This window comes from Bdellovibrio sp. HCB290, from assembly GCF_047305925.1.
Classification (GTDB): domain Bacteria; phylum Bdellovibrionota; class Bdellovibrionia; order Bdellovibrionales; family Bdellovibrionaceae; genus Bdellovibrio.
Window position 1 is genome coordinate 3,064,702 of the sequence record NZ_CP178620.1, and the last position, 22,679, is coordinate 3,087,380.

The 22,679-nt window shown below is 46.8% G+C and carries 21 protein-coding genes; 4 read left to right on the forward strand and 17 right to left on the reverse strand.

Annotation, left to right across the window (positions count from 1 at the left end; genetic code table 11):
- Window positions 1-41: 41 nt before the first annotated feature.
- The 13 genes from ACLVWU_RS14990 to yihA all read right to left on the reverse strand — a co-directional run bounded on the left by ACLVWU_RS14990 (window position 42) and on the right by yihA (window position 15,262).
- Window positions 42-2,237, reverse strand: a complete 2,196-nt coding sequence (locus ACLVWU_RS14990; protein WP_413575653.1) for an AgmX/PglI C-terminal domain-containing protein — start codon at window positions 2,235-2,237, stop codon at window positions 42-44.
- A gap of 47 nt (window positions 2,238-2,284) precedes the next feature.
- Window positions 2,285-2,557 carry a hypothetical protein gene (locus ACLVWU_RS14995; RefSeq protein WP_413575654.1) on the reverse strand — a complete coding sequence of 91 codons (273 nt, stop codon included), beginning with the start codon at window positions 2,555-2,557 and terminating at the stop codon, window positions 2,285-2,287.
- Window positions 2,558-2,580: 23 nt separating this feature from the next.
- The gene (locus ACLVWU_RS15000) at window positions 2,581-3,441 is read right to left on the reverse strand and encodes a tetratricopeptide repeat protein (protein ID WP_413575655.1); all 861 of its coding nucleotides are present in this window, start codon (window positions 3,439-3,441) and stop codon (window positions 2,581-2,583) included.
- A complete protein-coding gene (locus ACLVWU_RS15005) occupies window positions 3,441-6,680 on the reverse strand; it encodes a tetratricopeptide repeat protein (RefSeq protein WP_413575656.1) in 3,240 nt (1,079 codons plus the stop codon). Before ACLVWU_RS15005 ends, ACLVWU_RS15000 begins: the two co-directional genes overlap by 1 nt.
- A 5-nt stretch (window positions 6,681-6,685) precedes the next feature.
- A complete protein-coding gene (locus tag ACLVWU_RS15010; protein WP_413575657.1) occupies window positions 6,686-8,266 on the reverse strand; it encodes a tetratricopeptide repeat protein in 1,581 nt (526 codons plus the stop codon).
- Window positions 8,263-9,081 carry an outer membrane beta-barrel domain-containing protein gene (locus ACLVWU_RS15015; RefSeq protein ID WP_413575658.1) on the reverse strand — a complete coding sequence of 273 codons (819 nt, stop codon included), beginning with the start codon at window positions 9,079-9,081 and terminating at the stop codon, window positions 8,263-8,265. The genes ACLVWU_RS15010 and ACLVWU_RS15015 overlap by 4 nt, the downstream gene beginning before the upstream one ends.
- Window positions 9,082-9,094: 13 nt before the next feature.
- Window positions 9,095-9,814, reverse strand: coding sequence for an outer membrane beta-barrel domain-containing protein (locus ACLVWU_RS15020; RefSeq protein WP_413575659.1), 720 nt, complete (start codon window positions 9,812-9,814; stop codon window positions 9,095-9,097).
- Between the two features lie 3 nt (window positions 9,815-9,817).
- Window positions 9,818-10,321, reverse strand: a complete 504-nt coding sequence (locus ACLVWU_RS15025; RefSeq protein WP_413575660.1) for a KdsC family phosphatase — start codon at window positions 10,319-10,321, stop codon at window positions 9,818-9,820.
- Window positions 10,322-10,525: 204 nt separating this feature from the next.
- Window positions 10,526-11,137, reverse strand: coding sequence for an energy transducer TonB (locus tag ACLVWU_RS15030; protein WP_413575661.1), 612 nt, complete (start codon window positions 11,135-11,137; stop codon window positions 10,526-10,528).
- A gap of 157 nt (window positions 11,138-11,294) precedes the next feature.
- Window positions 11,295-12,275: a KpsF/GutQ family sugar-phosphate isomerase gene (locus tag ACLVWU_RS15035; protein ID WP_413575662.1), complete on the reverse strand. Its 981-nt coding sequence runs from the start codon at window positions 12,273-12,275 to the stop codon at window positions 11,295-11,297.
- A 9-nt stretch (window positions 12,276-12,284) separates the two neighbouring features.
- Entirely contained in the window at window positions 12,285-13,889 is a 1,605-nt protein-coding gene (locus tag ACLVWU_RS15040) for a CTP synthase (RefSeq protein WP_413578802.1), read from the reverse strand.
- A gap of 59 nt (window positions 13,890-13,948) precedes the next feature.
- A complete protein-coding gene (gene kdsB, locus ACLVWU_RS15045; protein ID WP_413575664.1) occupies window positions 13,949-14,689 on the reverse strand; it encodes a 3-deoxy-manno-octulosonate cytidylyltransferase in 741 nt (246 codons plus the stop codon).
- Complete coding sequence (gene yihA / locus ACLVWU_RS15050) at window positions 14,690-15,262, reverse strand: ribosome biogenesis GTP-binding protein YihA/YsxC (protein WP_413575665.1); 573 nt, start codon at window positions 15,260-15,262, stop codon at window positions 14,690-14,692.
- 163 nt (window positions 15,263-15,425) lie between these two features.
- Here yihA and ACLVWU_RS15055 point away from each other — a divergent pair, with 163 nt between their 5' ends.
- Entirely contained in the window at window positions 15,426-16,661 is a 1,236-nt protein-coding gene (locus tag ACLVWU_RS15055) for a sigma 54-interacting transcriptional regulator (RefSeq protein ID WP_413575666.1), read from the forward strand.
- On the opposite strand, the gene fliL is transcribed toward ACLVWU_RS15055, so the two are convergent.
- Entirely contained in the window at window positions 16,648-17,628 is a 981-nt protein-coding gene (gene fliL / locus ACLVWU_RS15060; protein WP_413575667.1) for a flagellar basal body-associated protein FliL, read from the reverse strand. The two genes, ACLVWU_RS15055 and fliL, sit on opposite strands and share 14 nt — an antisense overlap.
- 102 nt (window positions 17,629-17,730) lie before the next feature.
- Here fliL and ACLVWU_RS15065 point away from each other — a divergent pair, with 102 nt between their 5' ends.
- Window positions 17,731-18,357 carry a hypothetical protein gene (locus ACLVWU_RS15065; protein ID WP_413575668.1) on the forward strand — a complete coding sequence of 209 codons (627 nt, stop codon included), beginning with the start codon at window positions 17,731-17,733 and terminating at the stop codon, window positions 18,355-18,357.
- Between the two features lies 1 nt (window position 18,358).
- On the opposite strand, the gene polA is transcribed toward ACLVWU_RS15065, so the two are convergent.
- From polA to ACLVWU_RS15080, 3 genes are all read right to left on the reverse strand, one after another.
- Window positions 18,359-20,953, reverse strand: coding sequence for a DNA polymerase I (gene polA / locus ACLVWU_RS15070; protein ID WP_413575669.1), 2,595 nt, complete (start codon window positions 20,951-20,953; stop codon window positions 18,359-18,361).
- Window positions 20,954-21,011: 58 nt separating this feature from the next.
- Window positions 21,012-21,314, reverse strand: a complete 303-nt coding sequence (locus tag ACLVWU_RS15075) for an XRE family transcriptional regulator (RefSeq protein ID WP_413575670.1) — start codon at window positions 21,312-21,314, stop codon at window positions 21,012-21,014.
- 100 nt (window positions 21,315-21,414) lie between these two features.
- Entirely contained in the window at window positions 21,415-21,720 is a 306-nt protein-coding gene (locus ACLVWU_RS15080; protein WP_413575671.1) for a septum formation initiator family protein, read from the reverse strand.
- 210 nt (window positions 21,721-21,930) lie between these two features.
- Here ACLVWU_RS15080 and ACLVWU_RS15085 point away from each other — a divergent pair, with 210 nt between their 5' ends.
- On the forward strand, window positions 21,931-22,071 hold the full coding sequence (locus ACLVWU_RS15085; RefSeq protein WP_413575673.1) for a hypothetical protein: 141 nt from the start codon (window positions 21,931-21,933) through the stop codon (window positions 22,069-22,071).
- Between the two features lie 52 nt (window positions 22,072-22,123).
- Window positions 22,124-22,672, forward strand: a complete 549-nt coding sequence (locus ACLVWU_RS15090) for a 2OG-Fe(II) oxygenase (protein ID WP_413575674.1) — start codon at window positions 22,124-22,126, stop codon at window positions 22,670-22,672.
- Window positions 22,673-22,679: the final 7 nt, after the last annotated feature.

The following is a 22,679-nucleotide window of genomic DNA, read 5'->3' on the forward strand; positions in this document are numbered from 1 at the left end:
CCTCCTATAAGGTATCTTTTATTAAATCTTAATTTCTAATTCTATTGTTGGTTCAGAACGAATGGGTAAGCTTCGATCACTGCCACGAGACCTGCTGGAGGTTCCGGGAATGTCCAACTTGCCAAACGATCCTTGATACAGTTCTCAACCTGCTTGTTACCAAGCGATGAGCTCTTCACTACTACGTTGCGGGCTTGACCTTGAGCTACGATTTCCCAGCCCAGGATCACTTTACCCTCTAAACGAGTCCCTTTTGCGACCGTGTTAAGTGCTCTTTCGTAGCAGCTCTTAACTTCGTGAAGCTTCGCTCGGATCACACGGCGGATCGCTTCTTTGTCGATAGTTCCGTCAAAGGATTCTTCCATACCGCCGCCTTCGATCGCGACTTGGGATTTCGAACCGAAACCTTCAGAAGCACCGTAAGCAGATTGGCCTGACCCACGACCCTTAGTTCCGATACCCGCGATACCTTGAGTCGCAGTCCCTTTACCACCGGCGCCGGAGTCTTTGAATTTGGAACCCAGATCATCACCCGCGCGGTTCTCGTTCATACCCGATGTACCAGTTGCACGGTCCGCCATACCCAAAACTTCACCCTGACCTGAGTAAGCTTTGTCTATCGATCCACGGTTTCCACCGCCACCGAAGGCACTGAACAGACCCACTTTGGAAAGATCTTTATTTTTGGACTGCGCATTCGCACTTGCCGTCTCACCCATCTTCACTGCGCCACCTTGGCGAGTTGAAGTGAACTTCTTAGTACGATCTTTAGTTTCCTTAGGAGCAACTTCGCTTGCACGTGCTGCAGTTTGAGCTTTTTGCGCAAGTTGTGGCTTGTTCTCAGGCTTTTTCTGCTGAGCCGTTTTATCCTTGTCAGACACGACAACTTTTCTTGGTGTCGGCGTCGGAGTTGGCTGCTGCACCGGCGTCGGAGACGGCTCTGGTGGCTTCGGCGTCGGAGTAGGCGGAGGAGGAGGCGTCGGCGTCTTATCAAAGATCACCTGAGCAATACGCTGAACGTCCTCTTGTTTGTTTTCTTCCCAATCATTTGGAGTGGTCGCAGAAATATACAATGCAAGCAAACCAACGATAATCATGGACATGATCATTCCGGTCATTTCTGAACCAGACAACATGACGTTCGTGATCGGCACCACTGGAGCCTGAGGCACAAAACGCACATACAAATGAATCATTCCACCTGGCAATACCAGACAAAGCATCTCGTTCTGATCCACACGAACTGAATATCCCGCACCCGCTTTTTGTGCGCGACCGGATCTCTCAAGTTCTTCAACGCTGACGTTTCCGTTAGCACCGATCAATTCAATCTTCATATCTGCGGACGTGTTAACTTTTAGACCACCCGCCATATCCAGAATCTGGAATCCCCTTGGCAGAATTCCTTCCGGCAAAGCAATGCTATCCGATTTATCTTCACCCAGATTCACTTTTACCGGCTGATTGCCTTTGAAGTTGTACGTATTCAGGATGCGCTCTTTCCAAGCGACGATCACCTGAACAGTCGGGCCTTTGCCCGGCTTCAAGTATGATTTCAAATCCTGCACTTCACTTGGAGGAGCAAAGGTTTTTTCTTTTTTGTCTTTTTTAAATGAAACTTTACCAGGGCGGATTTCCGGGCGCGAAGGCGTCGGAGCAACTGTCGTAGCAACAACCGCTGGTGAAACCACCGCTGCAACTGGTGCGGCCTTCTCATCAATCACAGGCACAACAGTTGGAATGGAAACTTTCACTTCCTCTTTCTTCTCGACCGCTGCAGGCGGAGGAGTCGCTGGAGCCATTTTTTGTGGCGCAGGCGGCTCTACTGGTGGCGGCGGACTGACTGGAGCTACCGTGACCGTTTCAGTCGGTACTGGCGCTGGTGGTGGAGTCGAAACCGCAGGAGCTACCGGAGGTTCAACCGGAGCAACTGGTGCTGCCACCATGTCGTTCATTTGCGCTTCACCTGGAGGTGGTCCTTTTGGTTTGGGAACCCCTAGAAAGAATACAATTTTGAAAGGTCCTACGTTGACTTCATCACCAGAGGAAATGCTTTCATCAAGAACTGCCTGACCGTTTTTGAAAGTACCGGTCTGAGAACCCAAATCACAGATATAATATCCGGCATCCCGTCTTTCCAAAAGACAGTGAATAGGTGATACACCATCACCATCCAGGTCGACATGAACTTCCTCAGAGTGACCAATTACGATCTGATCCTGATCGAACTGTTTCACTCCAATAAGTTGGTTATCCTTAAAGATTCTGAATATTAACGGCGATCTCAATTACTACCTCGAACTCGCTGAATGTCTTCTGCTGATTTTCTCATCTCAGGAATGAAGTTTTCCCTTAACTTGATCAATCTTTTATAATTGAAGTTTTTCTTTTGGAAGAGATAGGACAACTCAGGCTTTTGAGTGCCCCCTTCAACCAATTCATCTTCGAAGTTCAGTGTTGCTTTACGCTCTTTTTTTACGGCGTCTTGTGCGTAAGCAAAATTGCAAGCCATGGATATGATTCCAAGCAATGATATGTATTTTAAAACTCGCAACATGGTTCACTCCCTCGAGGATTAACTTATTTTAAACCTGCTTTGGCCTTGTTCTCCAAAGCATTTATTTTATTACTCGACCCTGCTGGTCCACCCACGAACTTTAGTCTGCTGATAACGTCCAGACCGTCCTTATATTTTTCCATTTTATCGACAAGAAGAATAGCGTAGTTCAGCATCGCCTCTCGGTTATTGCTGTCCTCTTTGACGACTTTCTTGTATAGGTCGGCGGCTTTGTCGTAACTACCTGTAGCAGTTAGTGCTACTGCATAGTTGTTCATAACTCGTGGATCTTTAACTCCGCGACTATAGGCAACTTCCAAAGCCAAAAGACCTTTTTTATAGTCTTTTTCCTGAACATAAATGGAACCTACGTTTGCAGAAGCCACAGGCTCCATCGCGTTGATCGAAAGAGCTTTCTTGAAAGACTTGATCGCCTCACGTCTTTCATTCTGAGCTAACTGGACCACTCCTAAATTGGAGTAAAGCTCAGCCATACTTGGATTCGCACCAATCGCCTTACTTAACAAGTAACGGGACAAATCAAAGCGGCCTTTTTTAAAGTGGTACATCGCCAAAGCATTCAAAGCTCGGGCATCGTTACCATTTTGCGCAAGGATATCTGTCGCCGCACGATAGATTCCCTCATCGTTCTGGGATTTGATCGCAGAATTCAAATTGGAGTATTGCGAAGATCCAACCGGTGCTGCTTTTGGAGTTTCCGGAGTCGGCTCATCCGCTGCTTTTTCCTCTGCCGGAGCCTCCGGCATTGGGGCATCTGCCACGCTGTCCATACCACCCATCATGTCTTCAGAACTCTCGTTGGATTTCGGAGTGGAAGAACAAGCTGCAATAAATAGTACAGTTATTAGTAAAATCTTTTTCATTATTGACCCATCCAATTCACCAGACGAAGTTCAGAGCCCATTTCACCACCGTTATAGTAGTTAACCGGGTCCACTTTGCTCATGTAGTCCAGAGCTGCACGGTAGGCATCGTTATAGGCTTCAAGCTCCCAAGCACGATCCACACAGGCCTTGTACGAATCTTTCGCTTTACCCACAAAAGGCTCCGCGAACTTTTCAACACCCGCCTTGTATTGCTTGGTCTCTTCCGGATTCAAACCACCTGGCAATGGAGCATTTGTGATTGCTTGGGCCATATTTGTATTGGCATCACCCAACAGCGCCAGAGAACTGATGATCTCTTCAGCACTGTCGTACTTGATCACATCCACTAATTCGCCGGATAGCTTCGTCAATAAACCGATCTTTTTGTCAGCGGCTGCTTTTTGTTTTGCCGGGTTCGCAGGGAAATTGATCGAGCGCATTTCTTTAAATGTTGTCAAAGCATCCGCAAATTTCAGCTTGGCTGCATAGGAAGCACCCGGGCCTTTTTTGTTTGGAGCAAACCGTCTTTGGATCGAAACAACTTTGCCAGCCCATTCTTTAGAACGCGTGATCGCGCCTACATCTTTGGACAGCTCGTAAACCCAGTAAGCACTCTCGACCACTTTTTCCTGATCGCGGCCCCCCGTTTCGACGTATTCCATATAGTTACGGATTGCCGCACCTTTTTGATCAGCCTTACGGTGAATCGTCGCGATACTATAAAGAACCTCAACATTTTCACTGCGTTTTTTGTTCATCTTAGTGAACTCAGTGTAAGCGCGAATAGCTTCATCGCTGCGACCCAAAGCATCGTACAATACAGCAGCATTAAACATCATGTTTGGAGACAACGGATCTTTCGGCGCTTCCAAAGCAAGTTGTTTGTAAAGTTTGGCTGCTTCTTCAAACTGCGCTGAATCCTGATATTGTTTTGCCAGGAATCTGCGAACTTTAGGCTTTAGCTTTTCAGCTTCAGGATCCTTGGATGACATAATGCCTTTGTAAGCGGCAATTGCCATACCATTTTGCCCTGCGCGCTCGTAGTTGATACCGGCGTTATAAAGTGCGGTCGTCGCAAGACTTGATCCCGGATTGGACTTAGAGAATGCTTCGTAAGCCTGAGCTGACTCAGCAAACTTCTTTTGGCCCTCTAGATCCTGACCTTTTTTGAAAGAGGCCTTCTCCATGACGCCTTTGATGTCTTTACCCACCGGTGAGGCTGCGATAGAAGGCACTGCAAGCATTTCTGCTCCGACCTTCTCCAGACCCGCGTAGTCTTTCTTCAGGTTGTACACATCCAGGATCAAGTTCGCAGAGTATTCTGCGTACTTGGACTTAGGATTGTTCTTAACAATGTCACGGAATACTTTAACCGCTTCATCAAAGTGATTCGATTGATAGTAAAGACGACCGATACGGAATTTGATTTCCGGAGTCTTTTCAGACTGCGGGAACTTCCCTGCATACCAGCTGCCTGCTTTGATAAAACGCTCCACTTTTGGATCCAATGGAACCGGATCCAAAGAATTCCCAACGCGTTTTTGCATTTCCGCGTCCGTAGGGATGGTTTTTTCCACAGACAAGATCAAGTTCTGAGCGGCTTTTGCATAAAACTTATTCGTCGGAGCTTTTTCAGCAACCCATTGGTACTGAGCGAAAGCTTCGTCGTATCTTTGCATATCGTATAGCAACTCCCCGTAATAGAAGTGCATGTCGCCGATAGACGGAGAATCAGTGAACTCAGAAAGATAAAGTTTATACCCCTCGTTCGCCTGAGTTTGCGAAAACTGAGCACGGGAGTTCTGTGCCGTTTGATGCTGTTGAAGGATATAGTTACGCAAAGTGGTTTCGCGCAATTTATAAGAACTATCCATCAGCTCTTTGTTTTTGTTATTAGCTGCGAACCAGTCACTGCCTTTGCCGTAATCTTTCACCCAGCCATACAATTCGTCTTTAAAACGATTCGTATTCTTGGCATAGAAGAAGTTCTGTACGATTTGGTACTGGAACTCGAAGGATTTAGGCGACGTCGGGTTACGAGCAATCAACAGTTTAAAGATATCGCGGGACGCTTCTTTGTTTCCACGGGCCTGATATTGGTACGCCAGTTTTTCAAGATACTGATCACTACCCTGACCGATCAAACCATCGAAATAGTTTGCGGCATTTGCAGGATCCCCGCCCTCAGCATAGAACACGACCAAGTCGCGCATTGCCTCGCCTTCAAGACGAGTGCGATTGACGGCTTTACCCGCCACCTGCTCCGCTTCTTCCTGACGGCTGCTTTTAATGATATATTCAAGATAGGCAAGACCTTGCTGTACTTTTCCAAGACGGAACAAGCACCAGCCGCCCTTGTACATCGCAAACGTATGCAAACGGTGCTTCTTTTGCTTAATCAGGTATGTATATTCACGATAAGCATCAGACCATTTTTCATTTTCAAAGTTGTATTCACCCAGGGCAAAGTGGGCCTCACCCACGAAACTGGATTTTGGATACTTCTTGGTCAACTCTTCGTAGTATTGTGCGCCTTTTTTAACTTCTCCCAATTCAAAGTAATTATATCCAAGGAAGAACAATGCCTGCGGCATTTTTGAGTCTTTAGGGAAATCACGCTGGAACCATTCATACAATTGAACCGCTTTACGGTTGTAATCGCGTGCTTCTGCCAGTTCCAATACTGGTTTACGGTTAGTTTTCTTTTCCTGGAAAGCACGAAGCTTGGCGTCGTACTCATCCTGTTTGCGGGAATCCACAATGCTGGATTTTTCAACGTATAGCTCCGCCAGGCGAAGCCACAACTCACCACGATTCGGACTTGTTTTAAATCTTTGTGTCAGTTTGTAAAGTTCCTGGATCTGTTGATCCAGAATCTTTTCGTACTGCGCTTTTTGGTCACCTTTTGTGCGCGTCTGCATGATCTCGGACGAACGAGGAGGCTTAACGGCACTCAAATTCACCTGATTGGCTTGAGCTGCGAACCCCAGATTTGCCGTCGGAAGCGCAGTAGAATCTTTTTTGGCTTGAGCCTTTTCGCGATCTGCTTGCGCTAACAACTCACCCACCGTTCTTGAACGGGTTGGAGAGGACGCAGCCGGAGTTGCAGATTTTGCCGGAGCCGATTTCTTTGCTTTTCCTTTTTTAGGAGGAGCTGCATGAACTGGCGCCACGGAACCCGCGACCAATGCTGTGATTAAACTTGTGACCAGAAGCTTATGCCTGTTAAATTTCATAATTCCTACTCGCAACTTTGTTTACCCAGATAGTGGTAGTTACCAATTTCATCCAACCAGAATTCGCCTTGGAATGGATAGTATTGGAAGCCATTTTCGATATAGAACTTACGGTTTACGTTATCGTCAATTTGCTCACCCAGGTCTTTACCAGCGATTTTCTTCTTAACGCTTTCTTTTCTGCCGTTGATCATCTCATAACGGATGAAGCCGGATTGCTCGTATAGATCATGAAGCTCGGTGCGCATATTCAACAAATGCACCTTCATCATGTCGCCGATGGCCAATTTCGTGTTCTTCGCGCGATTTGCCAGAATCTTCAAGGAATACTGACCCAATGCAGATGCACGGAATGTCGGGCTGCCTTCAACACGTGTTTTTTCCTGATTCAATCGAGCCAGATAATTCATCGCACGTTTCACGTCACCCTGGTCCATGATGTTTCTAAGAACGATATACGGAAGATGAAGGTTCGCGGACTTATCAGTAGTTTTGATAACTTTCGCTTTTTCAAGCTCCTGATAGTAGTACATGTTGTCGTTGGTGCTTTTGATGAAGTTACCGATTTTGGAACGGATCGGTCCATAAGTGGACTCGAACAGATTCAAAACCTTTTCCATCTCGTCGTACTTACAGATGTAGAGGTAAACGATCGCACGCAAAAGTAAACTCTCCGGCATATAAAAGTCTTCATAATATGCCGAGTGGAGAGTTTGGAAGTTACTCATAGCTGAACGGAAGCGTGCAGAACGCAACATCGCCCAGGATTGTTCAAAAATCGCATCATGCCAAGCCAGAGTATCACGCGGAACCTGAGAGTAAGCTTCGATCGCCGCTTCCCAGTCTTTCTTTTGATAGTGAGCGCGGGCCAAAGCCAATTGTGCCTGAACCTTATTGGTATCAGTCACTGGAGCTGAAGCGCGGGCATCAATCATATTTTGAAATACTGTGATCGCCTGTGGAACTTCGTTCGCTTCAAGTTCACACAAACCGCGATTATACGTGGCTTGATAGAAGTAAGAGCTGTTCGCACCTACGCGGCTGAACATATCAATCGCTTTAGCATAGTCTTTATTACGACGTTGGATTTCCCCCAAACGGAAGTAAACCATGTCTTTTTGACTTGCAGGGATCGCGTTCAAGTCCACACGCGAGATCGCGTAATTCAAAATTGTATCGTCACCCAAACCATCGGCCACAATGGACAACTTTTCGATTGCTGGTTTCGTATACTTTGGATTGTTGGAGCGAATAACATCCACGAACTGGAAGGCCGCTGTCTGGTACAGCTTCAACTGCATTAACATTGTACCCAAAATGTATTTTATCTGTGGACGCTCTGCTGCCAATTCCGGCTTACGAGCTAACGTAAACAGGTTATTTGCCGCTGCTGCATACTGGCCGTTCTGAGCCATTTGCAATGCACGTGCAAGTTGTGCTTTTGCGTTCGGCGGTTGCGCCTTACGAGGAGCAGCTGCACGAGTGTTAGAGGAGCGATTCGCAGGGGCTTTTCTGCCGGTCTGTGCATCACCCGTAGCGGGCATTACCATACTTGTAGCGATCAAGAGTAATAGTAGTTTTCTCATCGGTATGTTGCCTCCGGAAAGAACCAGCTGACGCCGACAGTTAAGAACAAGTTGTTAAAGCTGTTCGTGGAATTGCCCAAAAAATTTCCATCAGTATCTTCATTTCGGACCGTAGCACTGAAGAAGTTCCAGCTGAAGTCCCAACGGAATGCCACAGACTTAGTCAAAGAGAAAATCTGTCCGGCTGCTACGTGGATAGTTCCTGCACTTTCGCCAGTTGAAACTTCCGTCATTCCGTATCCACCAGACAAATAAAGATCGAAAGGTACGATACGGTTATTGAACCAAGTCATTTTACCATAGACAGGAACCCACATTACGTCAGCACCTAGGAATGATTTCGGAAACGCCAAACTCTTGGTAGACACTTTATTGTTCGTTTCAAGCTCTGTCGTTGATTGACGCTCAGAAGTTGTTAAACCGAAATAGTTCAACTCAACACCCCAGGTTTCATTCAAGAAGTAACCGGCCTTAATCACACCACCCATTGTATTAAAGAATGGGTCATTGGTTACGATCGTACCGCCACCAAAAAGCTCGAAGCGGCCCGTCTTCGGCATGAAGCGCTTTTGAATGATCGAGATTTCCTGAAAAGGTGCAAGATTCGCAAGTCCCTTGAAATCTGTCGTATTTTTGTCCGGAGTATCATCATAGTTTTTCGCTGCTGCGGAATTTTCCATTTTAGGAGCCGACTTGCCAACTTCGGACTCAAAGCTGTCAACGTCCTCTCCACCACCCAGATCCTGAGCCTTGGCAAAGCCAGGCACCAGAATCGTTGAGAAAATCAGTATTGCGATAAGATTTTTATTCAACATCTTTCAACCTCGCTTAAAACAAGTAGGACAAACCGACATCGAGGTTTGTGGTGTAAGTAAGACGTTCTTCGAATGAATCTTTTGATACTGTCCCACCAGAGTTCAATCCTGCGTTAAATGGGATTGGCGCCTGATTCATATAAAGACGCAAATCAAACCGCAGGGCCCAGTTCGGATTGAAGAAAAACTTCTGCCCCATGCCCAGTGCCAAAGCCGGATTTGATTTTGTTTCAAACTTCACCATACCGATTGAGCCCGAACCGAAAAGCATGGTGTTAATCACCATTGACTTCGTCAGACTCATTTTTCCGTAGAATACCTTGATGTTATAGTCAGCCATCAACGTCATCTCGGGCTTGGGAGCCTGGTTGTAGTTCAGATTGAATTGCCCTTGCAGTTGATTCGCATAACTGGAAACCCCCGAAGCATTTTTCGAGAAGAGAATACCGATGGCGTTCTCTTCATTCCAATTGTAGTAGGCAGAGAATCCAAATTTACTTACGTCGTAAATCGGCTCTGTAAGGGCCATACCATAAAACACGTTCGCATCAATGCGACCCGCTGTTACAACACGACGGTTTTTAACGCTCACCGATTTATCAAAAACCGGGAGTACGGATTCCTTTGCCAGTTCATCTACTGGCAACTCGACCAACTCGGCAGCAAATGCCGCTTTATGCAGAAGCAAAGCTGCACCAATGATGATCAAGGCTTTCAAACCATTCTTTAGCATGAATTACCTACCTGAGGAAAAGGCCCCATATTTATAAATGTAATCACAAACTTCACGAACTGCTCCGCAACCACCAGGCCGCTTCGTCACGTAATCTGCAATCTCTATTACTTCATCTACTGCTTCAGGAACTGTGGCGCCGAAGGACACCGCCTGCAAAAGTGGGATATCGAAAATGTCGTCCCCCACATACGCCATTTCACTTGGTGAAATGCCGGAATCCTTTTGCAGCTGTAAGAAAGAGGGTTCTTTGTCGAGAGCCCCTTCATAGAAATACTGAATGCCAAGCGACTTAACGCGCGCACGAACATCCTCTGCCTTAGTGCCAGTGATGACCGCGATCTTGTAACCCGCTTCTGTCAAACGTTTGATGCCGACACCATCGCGGATTGAATAAAAACGGCGCCACTCGCCGCTTTCAAACCAGATTCGCGTGTCGGTCATGACGCCATCGACATCGAGCACCAACATCTTGATATTTTTAAGTTTTGATATTTCTATTGCCACGGAATCATTGTGGGAAATTATTACAATGGCGGCAAGTGTCGCACCCTGATACAAGACCTTTGTCGTACTGGAGTTTGGTCGGGATTGGTATCAAGTCGAAGAGAAAGTTGTTAAAGGAAACAAGAAACCTAAGGTAGAGTGTGTTTCCTTTTTCAGAACTGGACCATTCATAAGTGAATGTTAATGGACAGTCATGTTTTTGATTTACTGCAGAGAGTATTCGATCGGAATTTCAAGTTTCGCAGAAGCTGTCGCGAACTCTGCTGGCAATGGTTTGTATTTTCCGATCCCGGCAATCAAACTTTTCGCAGCTTCGTTCAATCTCTCGAAAGTCGTGCCCTGCTTGATTTCCACTGCGGTAATAGTTCCATCTTTTTCAACGATAAACTCAACCAAAACACGCCCCGTTTCGCGCAATCTTTTTGAAGTGACGGGATAAGTTTTACGACCCTCGATCAAAACACGAAGCTCATAAAGATATCGTTCTTTAATGGAAGCGTTTCGCTTGCCAGTGGCCTCGCCCAAAGGACCTGAGGTCAGAATTCCGTCTTCGTGACCCAAAGATTTTGCTCCAGCAGCTTCTGCCGGCGGAGTCGCCATTTCCTGAGGTTTGACTTTCTTCTGAGCGATGGCAACGTCGCCATCATCAGCAAGCTTTGGCATCGCCACATGTTTAACCGCTGTTGCGTTTGTAGGAGCCGATTCAAACTCCACCACTACAGGTCCGCCCTTTTTGTAGAATCCAAAAGGCGCGGTATTTTGAGGCTTCAGTGCCGCAAAAGAAAGGCCCGCAAACACCGCTAGGTGCAAGAACAACGAAATTGCAAATGGGGGTAATTCTCTAAAATTGAGCGTCAAACAAAGCCTCTTATCCATGGGTTTAACGGCCCCCCAGGAAAAAGTCACCTCGCATGGATTCAAATGAAAACCAAAAGACAATGAAGTCGGGGCTTCGAACTGAAACCCCGTTATATTAGCGTACGCGTGCTTTCAACAAATCCTGAACGTGCAGGATACCCACAGGTTTATGAGGCTGGGCTGCGTCTTTATCCAGGACAAACAGCATATTGATCTGAAATTGCTCCATCACAAACAGTGCTTTTTCAGCGAGTTCATTCTTATCAATCGTTCTTGGATTGGTCGTCATCAGATCTTTTGCCAGGCCCGTGAAGGGATCGTTGGACTTTTCCAGGCGACGACGAATCTGACCGTCAGTAATCACCCCTACCAGATCACCCTTTTCATCCACGATACCTGCAGCACCACGAACATCTTTGTGGGTCATGATCGAGAACACTTCTTTTAATGGAGCATTTAGGCCAACAGTTGGAAGCGCTTCACCCGCATGCATAACATCTTTCACGCGAGTCAAAAGGCGGTACCCCAGACTGCCACCTGGATGGAATTCCGCGAAGTCAGCAGAGCTGAAGCCTTTTTCCGCCATCACCGCCATCGCAACAGCATCACCCATCGCCAGGGTCGCTGTACTGCTTGCAGTCGGCGCCAGCCCCAAAGGACATGCTTCAGAAGAAACTTCCACATTCAAAGTCACCTGTGCTGCCTTCGCAAGCGATGACGACGGTTTGCCCGTGATGGCAATCAGTGGAATACCTTTACGAGCCACGAAACTTAAAATTCCGGAAAATTCGGGAGATTCGCCACCGTAGGAAAGCGCCATGATGACATCATCTCCGGTCACCAATCCCAGATCGCCATGATTGCTTTCCGCTGGGTGCAAAAAGACCGATGGAGTTCCTGTCGAAGAGAAAGTGCTCGCAAGTTTACGTGCAATTTGACCTGACTTCCCCATCCCTGTCACGACAAGCTTACCCTTGCATGAGGTGATAAGCTTTACGACCTGTTCGAATTCCGCACCAATGCGTGGTTTTAAAGCCAGAATCGCCTGTGCTTCAACGTCCAAAACTTTAAGTGCTTGTTCAACCAATTTCGACATATTCAATTCCTATTTATTCTTCAAACTTGCTTTCACAAAGTGGACAAACAACGGATGTGGTTCAAGTGGTTTGGACTTAAACTCTGGATGATATTGTACTGCCACAAACCAAGGATGGTCGGGAAGCTCGACAATTTCAACCAGATCGCGCTCTTTACATATACCCGAGGCAATCATGCCATTCTTCTGGAACAGAGCTTTGAATTTATTGTTGTATTCAAAGCGATGACGATGGCGTTCCGTGATGTTTGCAGACTTATAGACTTGGGCTGCCTTTGTATTTGGTGCAATCGCACAAGGATAAGCTCCCAAACGCATTGTACCGCCCTTGTTCACCAGACCACGTTGCTCGACCATGGAATCAATCACAAAGTTGCCATTGCGTTTGCCTTCAGCGTGGAATTCACGGCTGGTAGCATCCTTAATTCCGCAAACATTGCGCGCAAATTCAATCGCTGCCAACTGCATACCAAAACAGATACCAAAGAATGGAACACGTTTTTCACGAGCAAATTTAATCGCTGTGATTTTACCTTCGACCCCGCGGGTACCAAAGCCACCCGGAACCAAAATTCCATCCACTTTGCCCAACAATGAGTTCACTGTCTTGTCAGTCACCTTTTCGGAATCGACATAGATGATCTCCACGCGCGCTTTATTGGCAACACCACCGTGAACCAGGGCTTCATTCAAAGACTTATAAGCCTCTTTCAATTCCACGTACTTGCCGACCACACCGATCTTCACAGTGTCATCCGGTCGGGAAAGCACGTTCACCAGGTTTTGCCAGCCCTTCAAATTCAAGCGCTGAGCTTTTAGTCCCAGACGTTGCACGATCAATTCATCCAGCTGTTCATTGTGCAAAGCCAATGGAACTTCATAGATGAAACGGCTGTCTTGTGCGGCCACCACGTGATTAGGCTTAACTGAACAGAACAGGGCAATTTTGCCTTTAAGATTTTCATCGATATGTTTTTCACTGCGGCAAACCAGGAAGTCTGGTTGCAAGCCGATCATGCGCAATTCTTTTACCGAGTGCTGAGTCGGTTTTGATTTCAACTCGCCCGCAGCGGCAATGTACGGAACGTAAGTGACATGCACCAGTACGGAATTATCCATTCCCACATCAATGCGCATTTGGCGAATAGCTTCCAGGAACGGTTGGGATTCGATATCCCCGACTGTACCGCCGATTTCAACCAGAATAACTTCGCTGCCTTGAGCCGCTTCATAGATGCGGGCTTTGATTTCTTCAGTGATGTGCGGAATGACCTGAACCGTACCGCCCAGATAGTCACCGCGACGTTCACGTGCGATAACCGTATCATAGATCTGACCTGTAGAAACAGAGTTCGAACGATTCATCACAGCTGACGTGAAGCGCTCGTAGTGGCCCAAATCCAAATCAGTTTCTGCACCGTCTTCGGTCACATAAACTTCCCCGTGCTGAAACGGAGACATTGTTCCCGGATCGACATTCAGGTACGGATCGAATTTCATGATCGTGACTTTGTGGCCACGAGCCTCCAGCAAAGCCCCAAGGCTTGCCGCCGTCAGTCCTTTACCAATGGATGAAACCACCCCACCTGTTACAAAAATAAATTTTTGTTTCAGGGAAGTCTTCGTCGATTTTGCGGTTGAAACTTTTGTGGTCGCGACAGTTTTTTTTGCCATTATTTCCTCTGACTTAAAATTTTATCCAATTTCACCAGATCCTCGGGAGTATCCACCCCGATGCTGGCTTCTTTCACGCGAACAACTTTGATCTTTGCACCCAGGTACAATGCACGAAGTTGCTCCAGACTTTCTGCGCGCTCGATCAAAGCTTGCGGAGCCTCACAGAATTCCTTCAAAAAATCTTTTGAATAAGCGTACATGCCGATGTGTTTTAAGCATCCGGAGTAATCCCCAAGGTCAGAAGCCTTCAGTCTTGAATAAGGCATCGGGAAGCGGCTGAAATAAAGTGCCTCATCCTTGATGTTCATAACGACTTTTACAGAGTTGGGATTTTGCAGTTCTTCTTCAGAGATCGGATGAGCCAGCGTTGCCATGTCCATTTTCGGATCATCCACAAACACCTGGGCAAGTCTATCAATCAACTCCCCCGTAACCAGAGGTTCATCACCTTGAATATTTACGACGACATCACAGTCGATGCCCTTAATGGCAGCATGAATACGGTCACTGCCGGAAGGAAGATCGCTGTCGGTCATAACGACCTTCGCGCCCACTTCCTCTGCCGCGCCCTTGATCAATTCATCATCCGTTGCCACGATCAATTCTGTTAGAAGTTTGGATTTCTTGGCGCCTTCAATCGTCCACTGAATCATGGGGCGACCTTGCAACATCGCCAGTGGTTTTCCGGGGAAACGCGTGGAGGCAAATCTTGCGGGGATGACGCCTACAATTTTCATCTATTTGATCCAGTTCTTATAGATATAGTCTTCGACTTCTTCCTGTCCGGTTTTCTTAATGGAAGACGTTGCGAACACCGCACTCAATCCGGTTTCTTTTTTTATTTTTGCAACTGCCTGAAGCATTTGCGAGCGGGACATCTTATCGGCCTTGGTTAATACCACTGCCAATGGGAAGCCTTGGGTTTCAGAGAATCGACGAAGTAGTTCTTCATCTTCAGACCAGGAACGACGAATATCCATAACCAGAATCAGACCCGCCAAACTTTCACGAGATGACAAATATGTTTCGATCATCTTGTGCCAGTCGCGAATTTCATCACCGGAACGAGCCGCGAATCCATACCCAGGCATATCCACCAAAACGAACGTGGCTGCGACATCAAAGAAATTCAACAAACGGGTTTTCCCGGGAGTCGAACTGACTTTGGCGATCTTATTTGTGGCAAGGCCGTTAATGAATGAACTTTTTCCGGCGTTGGACCTGCCGGCAATAGCAACCTCGGCACGAGAGTGGACTGGGTAGTCCTTTTCGACAACTGCACTTTTTATGAATCTGATCTGTTTTGGCATAACGTAGGCTACCAATTATTAAGGAGTTTCTCAATTCTCAATTCTAAGACTGCGATCTTAGGCTCAGTACATTATAAGGCCCCGATATCGCGAGAGTGAGTTTAATTCGAGATGAGCCTTGGCAGAGCCCTTGCTTTTGAGTCTCCGCAAGGAGACAAACAAAATGAATCAACCTTTACTTAAACATGTCGGGGAAAACCCGAAAACTTATCAAGTCAGCGAATTTCTGACGATCGGCAAAGACGCCCAATGTCAGATTCAAATCCATAGCGACGAAATCGCCGACAGACACTTCCGCATCGAGCGCCGCGACCAAACTTACTACATTCGCGATCTGCGCAGTCCCCAAGGTACCTATGTTAACAATGCCAGAATTATGGAAGCCATCCTTCAGGAAGGCGATCAAATCCGCGCTGGTAACCAGGAGTTCTTTTTCACCTATTCAACATCAGAAAACACTTCTGAATTCCCTCTTAAAAGTCGCAACGAAGTCTGGAACGAAGAACTACAAACCTTACGCAATGTCGCAGACACCGAATTCCCAGTTCTTATCCTGGGTCCATCAGGCACTGGTAAAGACGTTATCGCGCAGGCCTTGCACAACACCAGCTCGCGCAAAAATGCCAACTTTCTAAGTGTCAACTGCAGTGCTTTAAGTGAAACGCTGATTGAAAGTGAATTGTTCGGCCACGTGAAGGGCAGTTTTACGGGTGCCATCACTGATCGTAAAGGAGCTTTTGAAGCAGCTCGTGGTGGAACTTTGTTTCTGGATGAAATCGGAGACCTTTCTTACGCTTTGCAGGCAAAACTTCTGCGTGCCTTGGAAAATGGTGAGATCCGTCCTGTCGGGGCCGATCGCAATATCAAAACTGACGTGCGCATTATTGCAGCCACTCATCAAAGTCTGCCGGAAAAAATCCGACAGGGAGCCTTCCGTGCCGATCTCTATTTCCGTTTGAATGTCGTGACTGTAACTCCCCCGGCATTGGCAAATCGCATGGAAGACTTTGATGACTTGCTTTACACCTTCGCCAAAAAGCTGCGCGTGCGCTTTTCCTTCGGAGCCATCGCCCGTCTGAAAAAGCACCCATGGCCCGGAAACATTCGTGAGTTAAAAAATCTGGTCAGCCGTACGGCGGCTCTTTATCCCCGCGAGTACATTGAAGAGAAACACATTGAAAAGCTTTTGGATAAAACTTTATCGAATCCGGTAGAAGCGGAAGTGAACAACGACATTCCAGTCATCAAGGAGATCGAAAGACAGATGATCATCAAACGTTTGACTGCCAACCGTGGCAACCAGCGCCGCACAGCTGCCGATCTGGGAATGCCCAAGTCAACGCTGCATGACCGCTTGAAATACTACAATATCAAAATAGACAATTTTAAGGCTTTATAATTGCCGTTTTGAAGAAGATCCTGCGCACTTTTCCTTTGGTCAGGATCTTATTAATTTCTTTGCGAAGTCGTTCACAAAGCATCTGTTTCCCCTCTGCAGAGGCCAGTTGATCATAGGTAAATTCTTCGACTGTTCTTAAAAACAAATCCTTCACTTCAGGCTCGCGGTCTTTGATTTCAACGACCACATCGGCATCAGTGCCCTCCACGAAAAACTCCAGGGCTGCCATGGGGCTCGGGCCTGACTGTGAAGACTTTCGAATATTCGCAAAAATTCTTTGGGTACTGAAAATGTTCTGCGCCACACGCGTGGAATCGTAAAATGGCTCGACTTGATCAGTCTGATAAATTTCCTTTTTATCAGCCCACTCTTCCAGTGTCGGCAAGAACAGCTCTTCATGGGCTGGAATAAGTTTGTTAGTGGCAATCTTATACAACACCATTCCGCCGACACCTGTCGCGACGAACAGAATCGCCAAGCCCACTTTTTGAAGAATCGAAAAGCCTTTAATCGTCGAAACCGTTTCACCGATCCACGATTTAATGCCCGCTATGACATCGCCCAGCCATTCTTTCAGGTTAGGACCCAGATTTTTTATAAACTGAATTGTCTGTTCTTTGAATTTTCGCCAACTCAGGCGAAGAGCCATGTGTTGCAGACGTACAAAATAGCTAACCCGTGGAATGAAAGGCAAAACCTTCACCAGTTTCTGGCGCCAGCCTTCCTGCCTTTCCCAGTACTTCACTTCATCTGCAAGTTTGTATTCCAGATCGGATTCTTCAATGACGATGGGATTCGTTGGATCATCGGGGCCGATGCTCTGCAGGGACTTGGCAAACTCGGGATCTTCTTTTTCCAAAATAGAATCCAAGGAATCCAAAGACAAAAGTTCTTCTGAACTTTCCTCCTCTGGAGCCCCCTCAGGCTTCTGAGACTCTACTTTGGTCGTGTTTTCATTGTCTGCCAATAATTGCTCCCAAGACGATTGTAAGAAAAGAACCAAAACTCTCGCAAGAACAATTTATAAACAAGCCCTTATCCTTTACAATGAAACCTTAGGAGTTCACCCATGAGAGTATTGTTAGCAGTGTCCGTACTAGGCCTTTCTTTGTCAGCTTGTTCGAATCTTCAAAGATCAGCGTCCAGTGGCTATGGGTCCTCTGACTATTCCCAGGATTCCCGCGATATCATGCGCGATCGTTCCGCTCGCCAGACAGCCTATGAATTGGGCAAAGACCCTGCGAACCTAAATGCTTCTGATATCCAGGACATTCAGGATCGCACAACGGTCCGTCAAATGGAGCGTAAGCTTCGCTCGAACAAAGAGAAAGAACAATACTCCCGTATTTTACCTTGGCTGGAATCAGATGCAGAAAAGATGGAGTTCCTGAGCATCCCCTCTATCGAAGGCCGTCAGGCGTGGATCAATAAAAACAAAATCTGGAGTCGATCCACAGCTCCGAAGACCGAAATGAAGGGTCTGGTTGAAACTCAGGATATCGCCGTCGGAATGCCACAGGAATATGTCAAAAAATCCTGGGGTGAGCCGACCGGGATCGACGTTTCCGGCAATCCCCTGTACAAAAACGAACGCTGGCGCTATGAACGCCAGTCATCCACTTCCTCCGGCTTCCGCAAAGAAGTCCGTTTCGTATACTTCGAAGGCGGCCGCGTCGTCGGCTGGGAAACTCAATAACTTAGTGAGCTTCGTCCCAGTTGTTGCCGATGGAGTAGTTCACTTTTAGTGGAACGCGTAGTTTGGCTACATTTTCCATGATGCTTACCAATTGCGGTGTGATCTTTTCCAAATTGTCTGCGAAATCTTCGAAGATCAATTCGTCATGCACTTGTAGTAGCATGCGTACCGGAACTGTCTTGTGCACTTCAATCATAGCTTTCTTGACCAGGTCGCTGGCAGTACCTTGAATTGGCGCATTGATTGCGGCGCGCTCGCCGAATTTCTTTAGCATCGCATTGCCGGATTGAAGTTCGTCGATGTAACGTCTGCGACCGAACAAGGTTTCTACGTAACCTTTTTCATGGGCGATCTTGACCGTGTTTTCGATGTAATCACGAACGTTTTTAAAACGTGTGAAATAGCGATCGATAATATCCTTACCTTCGGTTCTGGAGATTCCCAGGGTCTCTGCCAGACCGAATGCCCCCTGCCCGTACGCGATACCAAAGTTCACGGCTTTCGCCGTGCGACGGTGTTCAGCGTTTACTTCGCTCAGTGGAATGTTGAAAATCTCTGCTGCTGTCGCAGCATGGATGTCCAAGTCTTCCGCGAAGGCTTTGCACAAGTTTGGATCTTCAGAAATATGCGCCAGAATTCTTAGTTCGATCTGCGAGTAGTCCACAGACAGTAACTTCATTCTTGGATTTGCAATGAAGGCTTTACGAACCAACTGACCGCGCTGAGTGCGAATTGGAATGTTTTGCAAGTTTGGTGACGTACTGGAAAGACGACCCGTCGAGGTCAAAGCTTGATTGAAGCTAGTGTGAACGCGACCGTCTTTTTCCTGCACCATCGCTGGCAAGGCATCCACGTAAGTGGATTTCAGTTTTGATAGCTCACGCCATTGCAGGACTTGCTTTGCGATCGGATGATTCAGGCCTTCCAAAACATCCTCCCCTGTGGAGTAGCCTGTTTTGGTTTTCTTGCCTGCTGGAAGCCCCAGTTTTTCAAACAGGATTACACCCAATTGTTTCGGGCTGCCGACGTTGAAGTTTTCGCCTGCAAGTTCGTGGATTTGTTTTTCCAGAACTGCGATTTCACCTTCAAGTTCTTTGCTTAGGTTGTGCAAAAGATCGGTGTCGATACGAATGCCCAGGTTTTCCATGGACAACAGAACTTTCACCAGTGGCAACTCGAGCTCGCGGTAAACTTTTTCACCGTGAAGCTCGTGTAGTTTTTTGTCCAAAGTTTTCGCCAAGTGAAGTTGGGCATTGTACAACTGGGAAGGTGTTGCCATTTCTGGAAGGGCTTCACCCATGTGCTTTTCATAAATTTTTGAAAAATCAGAAGCATCGGCCGCTTTCAATACATACGCTGCCAACATTGAATCCCAGTCAGCACTTGGATTCTTAGCCCCAATTTTGTGCCACAAATCCTTAAGATCGTAGCCTTTCCATTGCACTTTGAAGGTATCGGTCAACTTACCCAGAAATTCCGAATCAGAAACTGAAATGATGTCATTGTCAGTACCAATGAAAACGCCACGGGCATCGTGAAAACCCCATAGTGGCTGTCCTTCAGCAAACATTCCTGCGAGTTCTTTTGTGGATAACGTCTTTTCATTAAACTCTTTGGTCTGATGGTCCGCCAGCATCGGAGTTGCCAATGCATCTGGAGCGGCAGCTGGCTTTGCAGCGGCTGAGTAATATGCTTTCCCGGCTTCGGCCGAAGTCATCGGAGCGGCAGACGGTGCTGCTGCGCCAGACTCGCCAAATAGATTTTTTTCGAAGGTTTTGAAATTGAACTCGCGCAAGTAAGCGCGAAGTTCCTCGTCCTTACGTGGACGCAGGCGGTACGATTCGATGTTGTGATCTACCGGGATTTCAGTCGCGATGGTCACAAGTTTTTTACTCAACAAAGCCATTTCTTTGGCATCGATCAATTTTTGGCGAACGCTTTTGCTTTCTACCTTGTCGATATTTTCGTAAATGTCTTCCAAGTGCGTGAATTGTTCTAGAAGTTTGATCGCGCCTTTTTCACCGACACCTTTTACTCCAGGAATATTATCCGATGTATCGCCGACGATAGCCAGGTAGTCGATGAATTGATCTGGGCGTACTCCCCATTTCTCAAATACACCTTGGGAGTTATAGCGATGATCTTTCATTGTGTCGTAAAGAATGACGCCCTCTTCGATCAACTGACCGAAGTCTTTATCGCCACTGACGATCACGACTTCAACGCCGTTCTTTTTGCCCACTTTTGTCAGGGTTCCAATGATGTCATCGGCTTCATAGCTTGGTATTTCCAGGGCTGGAATACCCATGATGTCTGCAAGCTGTTTGATGTAAGGAATTTGCACAGCCAGGTCTTCTGGCATCTCTGTACGATGCGCTTTGTAATCGTCGTACATTTCGTGTCTGAATGAAGGCTCTTTACGGTCGTAGCAGAATACCATGTATTCCGGCTTTTCTTCCTTTATCAGCTTTGTGATCATGGAGATGAAACCGTAAATAGCGTTAACGGGCATGCCCTTTGGGGACGTCAGTTGTCGGATCGCAAAGAAGGCGCGAAAGAACATCGAGCTGACATCAATAAGGTAGATTTTTTTCATAAGACTCTCCCGTAATTTTCCAAGTGGACAACCTACAACGGGAGAGTGCGAATGTCGATTATTCTAGGTCCGCTTTGACGCGTGAGAAATCAATTTGGTTAAGTGCATTTTTGTCGCACTCGTTTTCGCAAGCTGGAGTGAAGCGCACTTCATCAGAGCACTCATCTGCTTGACGGTGAATCAAGGCAAGTTCGCCTTTGATATGAGGATTGAAAAGAAGCTCACCGCCGCCTTCTTCCCAAGTTTCAATGTCTGTCAAAGTACACTTCAAGCGACGAGCCATATCGGAGCGGCTCCATCCAAGACGCAAGCGCAGAGCGCGAAGACTGTCTTTATTCCATTCGTTTGAGTTTTCGATCATATACGTAAACCCCCGGTATTACTTTTAAATAAAAAGTATTTAGAGCTGAGATACTATTGCTAGTATACCGGAGCGACATCAAATAACTACTTGCGTTAGACTACTGTTCAGGAAAAACGAAAACTAAATCGTGCTCGCCAGCCAGGTCTAATTTATCGCGGGCTTGGCGTTCGATGAAGGCTGGATCTTTAGCTTGCTTAAGCTGGACCTCGAGGTCGAGTGTGGCTTTTTTGCTATCATTTATTTCAGTTGTTATGCGATCAAAATCTCTGTGAAGACCCCATAGGCGCCACAAGTTGCCGTTCAAGACAATGGAAACCCCGAAGATGATCATGCAGATGAATGCAACTCTTCCTGGGTGGTTTAGTAAACGGCGTAATCCGACTGCGAAACGACTGTAAGACATACAAAAAGTCTAATTTCGCTGCCCTCTGCTGGGTAGTCCAGATCGGCGACTACGGCAAATCCTCCACAATCCGAGAACAAATTCCGGAATCCAAGACAAAATTCCATCAGCCCCCTTTATTTTCGTTATGGAGCCCCTCACTTGTGGCCCCTGCCTTGCTTTGAGGAATCGGCAAGAATCAATCTCGATTCTCGAAAACAAAGGAAAAAAATGAAAGCCGCAAATTTCTTCGAATCAATCATGTCTGAACGTAACAGAGCTGGCCAAGGTGTTCAAAGAGACCTCCCAGAGAACGATATTCCTGCCGAGATCCGCTCCCTTCTTCAAAAAACGTCAGCTCCAAAAAAATAACTTATTACCGTAAGGAGCACTCAAAAGTGCGCCTTATGATTCAGGATTATCCATGCATTATCTTAAGCCTTGGCCTCACTTTATCTTCGATAACTTCCTTCCGGATGAGAGTTTAAAAAGACTTCAGTCACTACTGCCTGAGCATCAAAACGACTTCCGCCAAGACGACGATGATGACATGGAGATTCGTTACAAATTCCTGCCTGACCTGGATCTCGCAAAGTACTTTCTGGGCTCAGAATTCAGAGCATTCCTGGAAAAGACTACGGGACTTTCGCTAAAACTAAATGAAAAGAGCTTAGTGCAATTGCGAGTCATGACTCCAGATTCACCAGCAATGCCTGCGCACGTCGACAACCAAGATCAAAAATCTCTGGTCTGCATTTTATATGTGTCGCCCGACTGGAAGGAAGAATACGGTGGCGAGATTTGTCTGCTGAAGGAAAAGTCGAAGGGCCCTCTATCAAGCACTTCGAAAGTGATCGCGCCAATTACCAACCGAATGGTTCTTTTTTGCTCAGAAGACTCCCACTGGCACAGTGTAAAAAAAGTGAATCAATGGCTACGCTACTCCATCATTATGGAATGGCTTATTAACTAAGACAGGA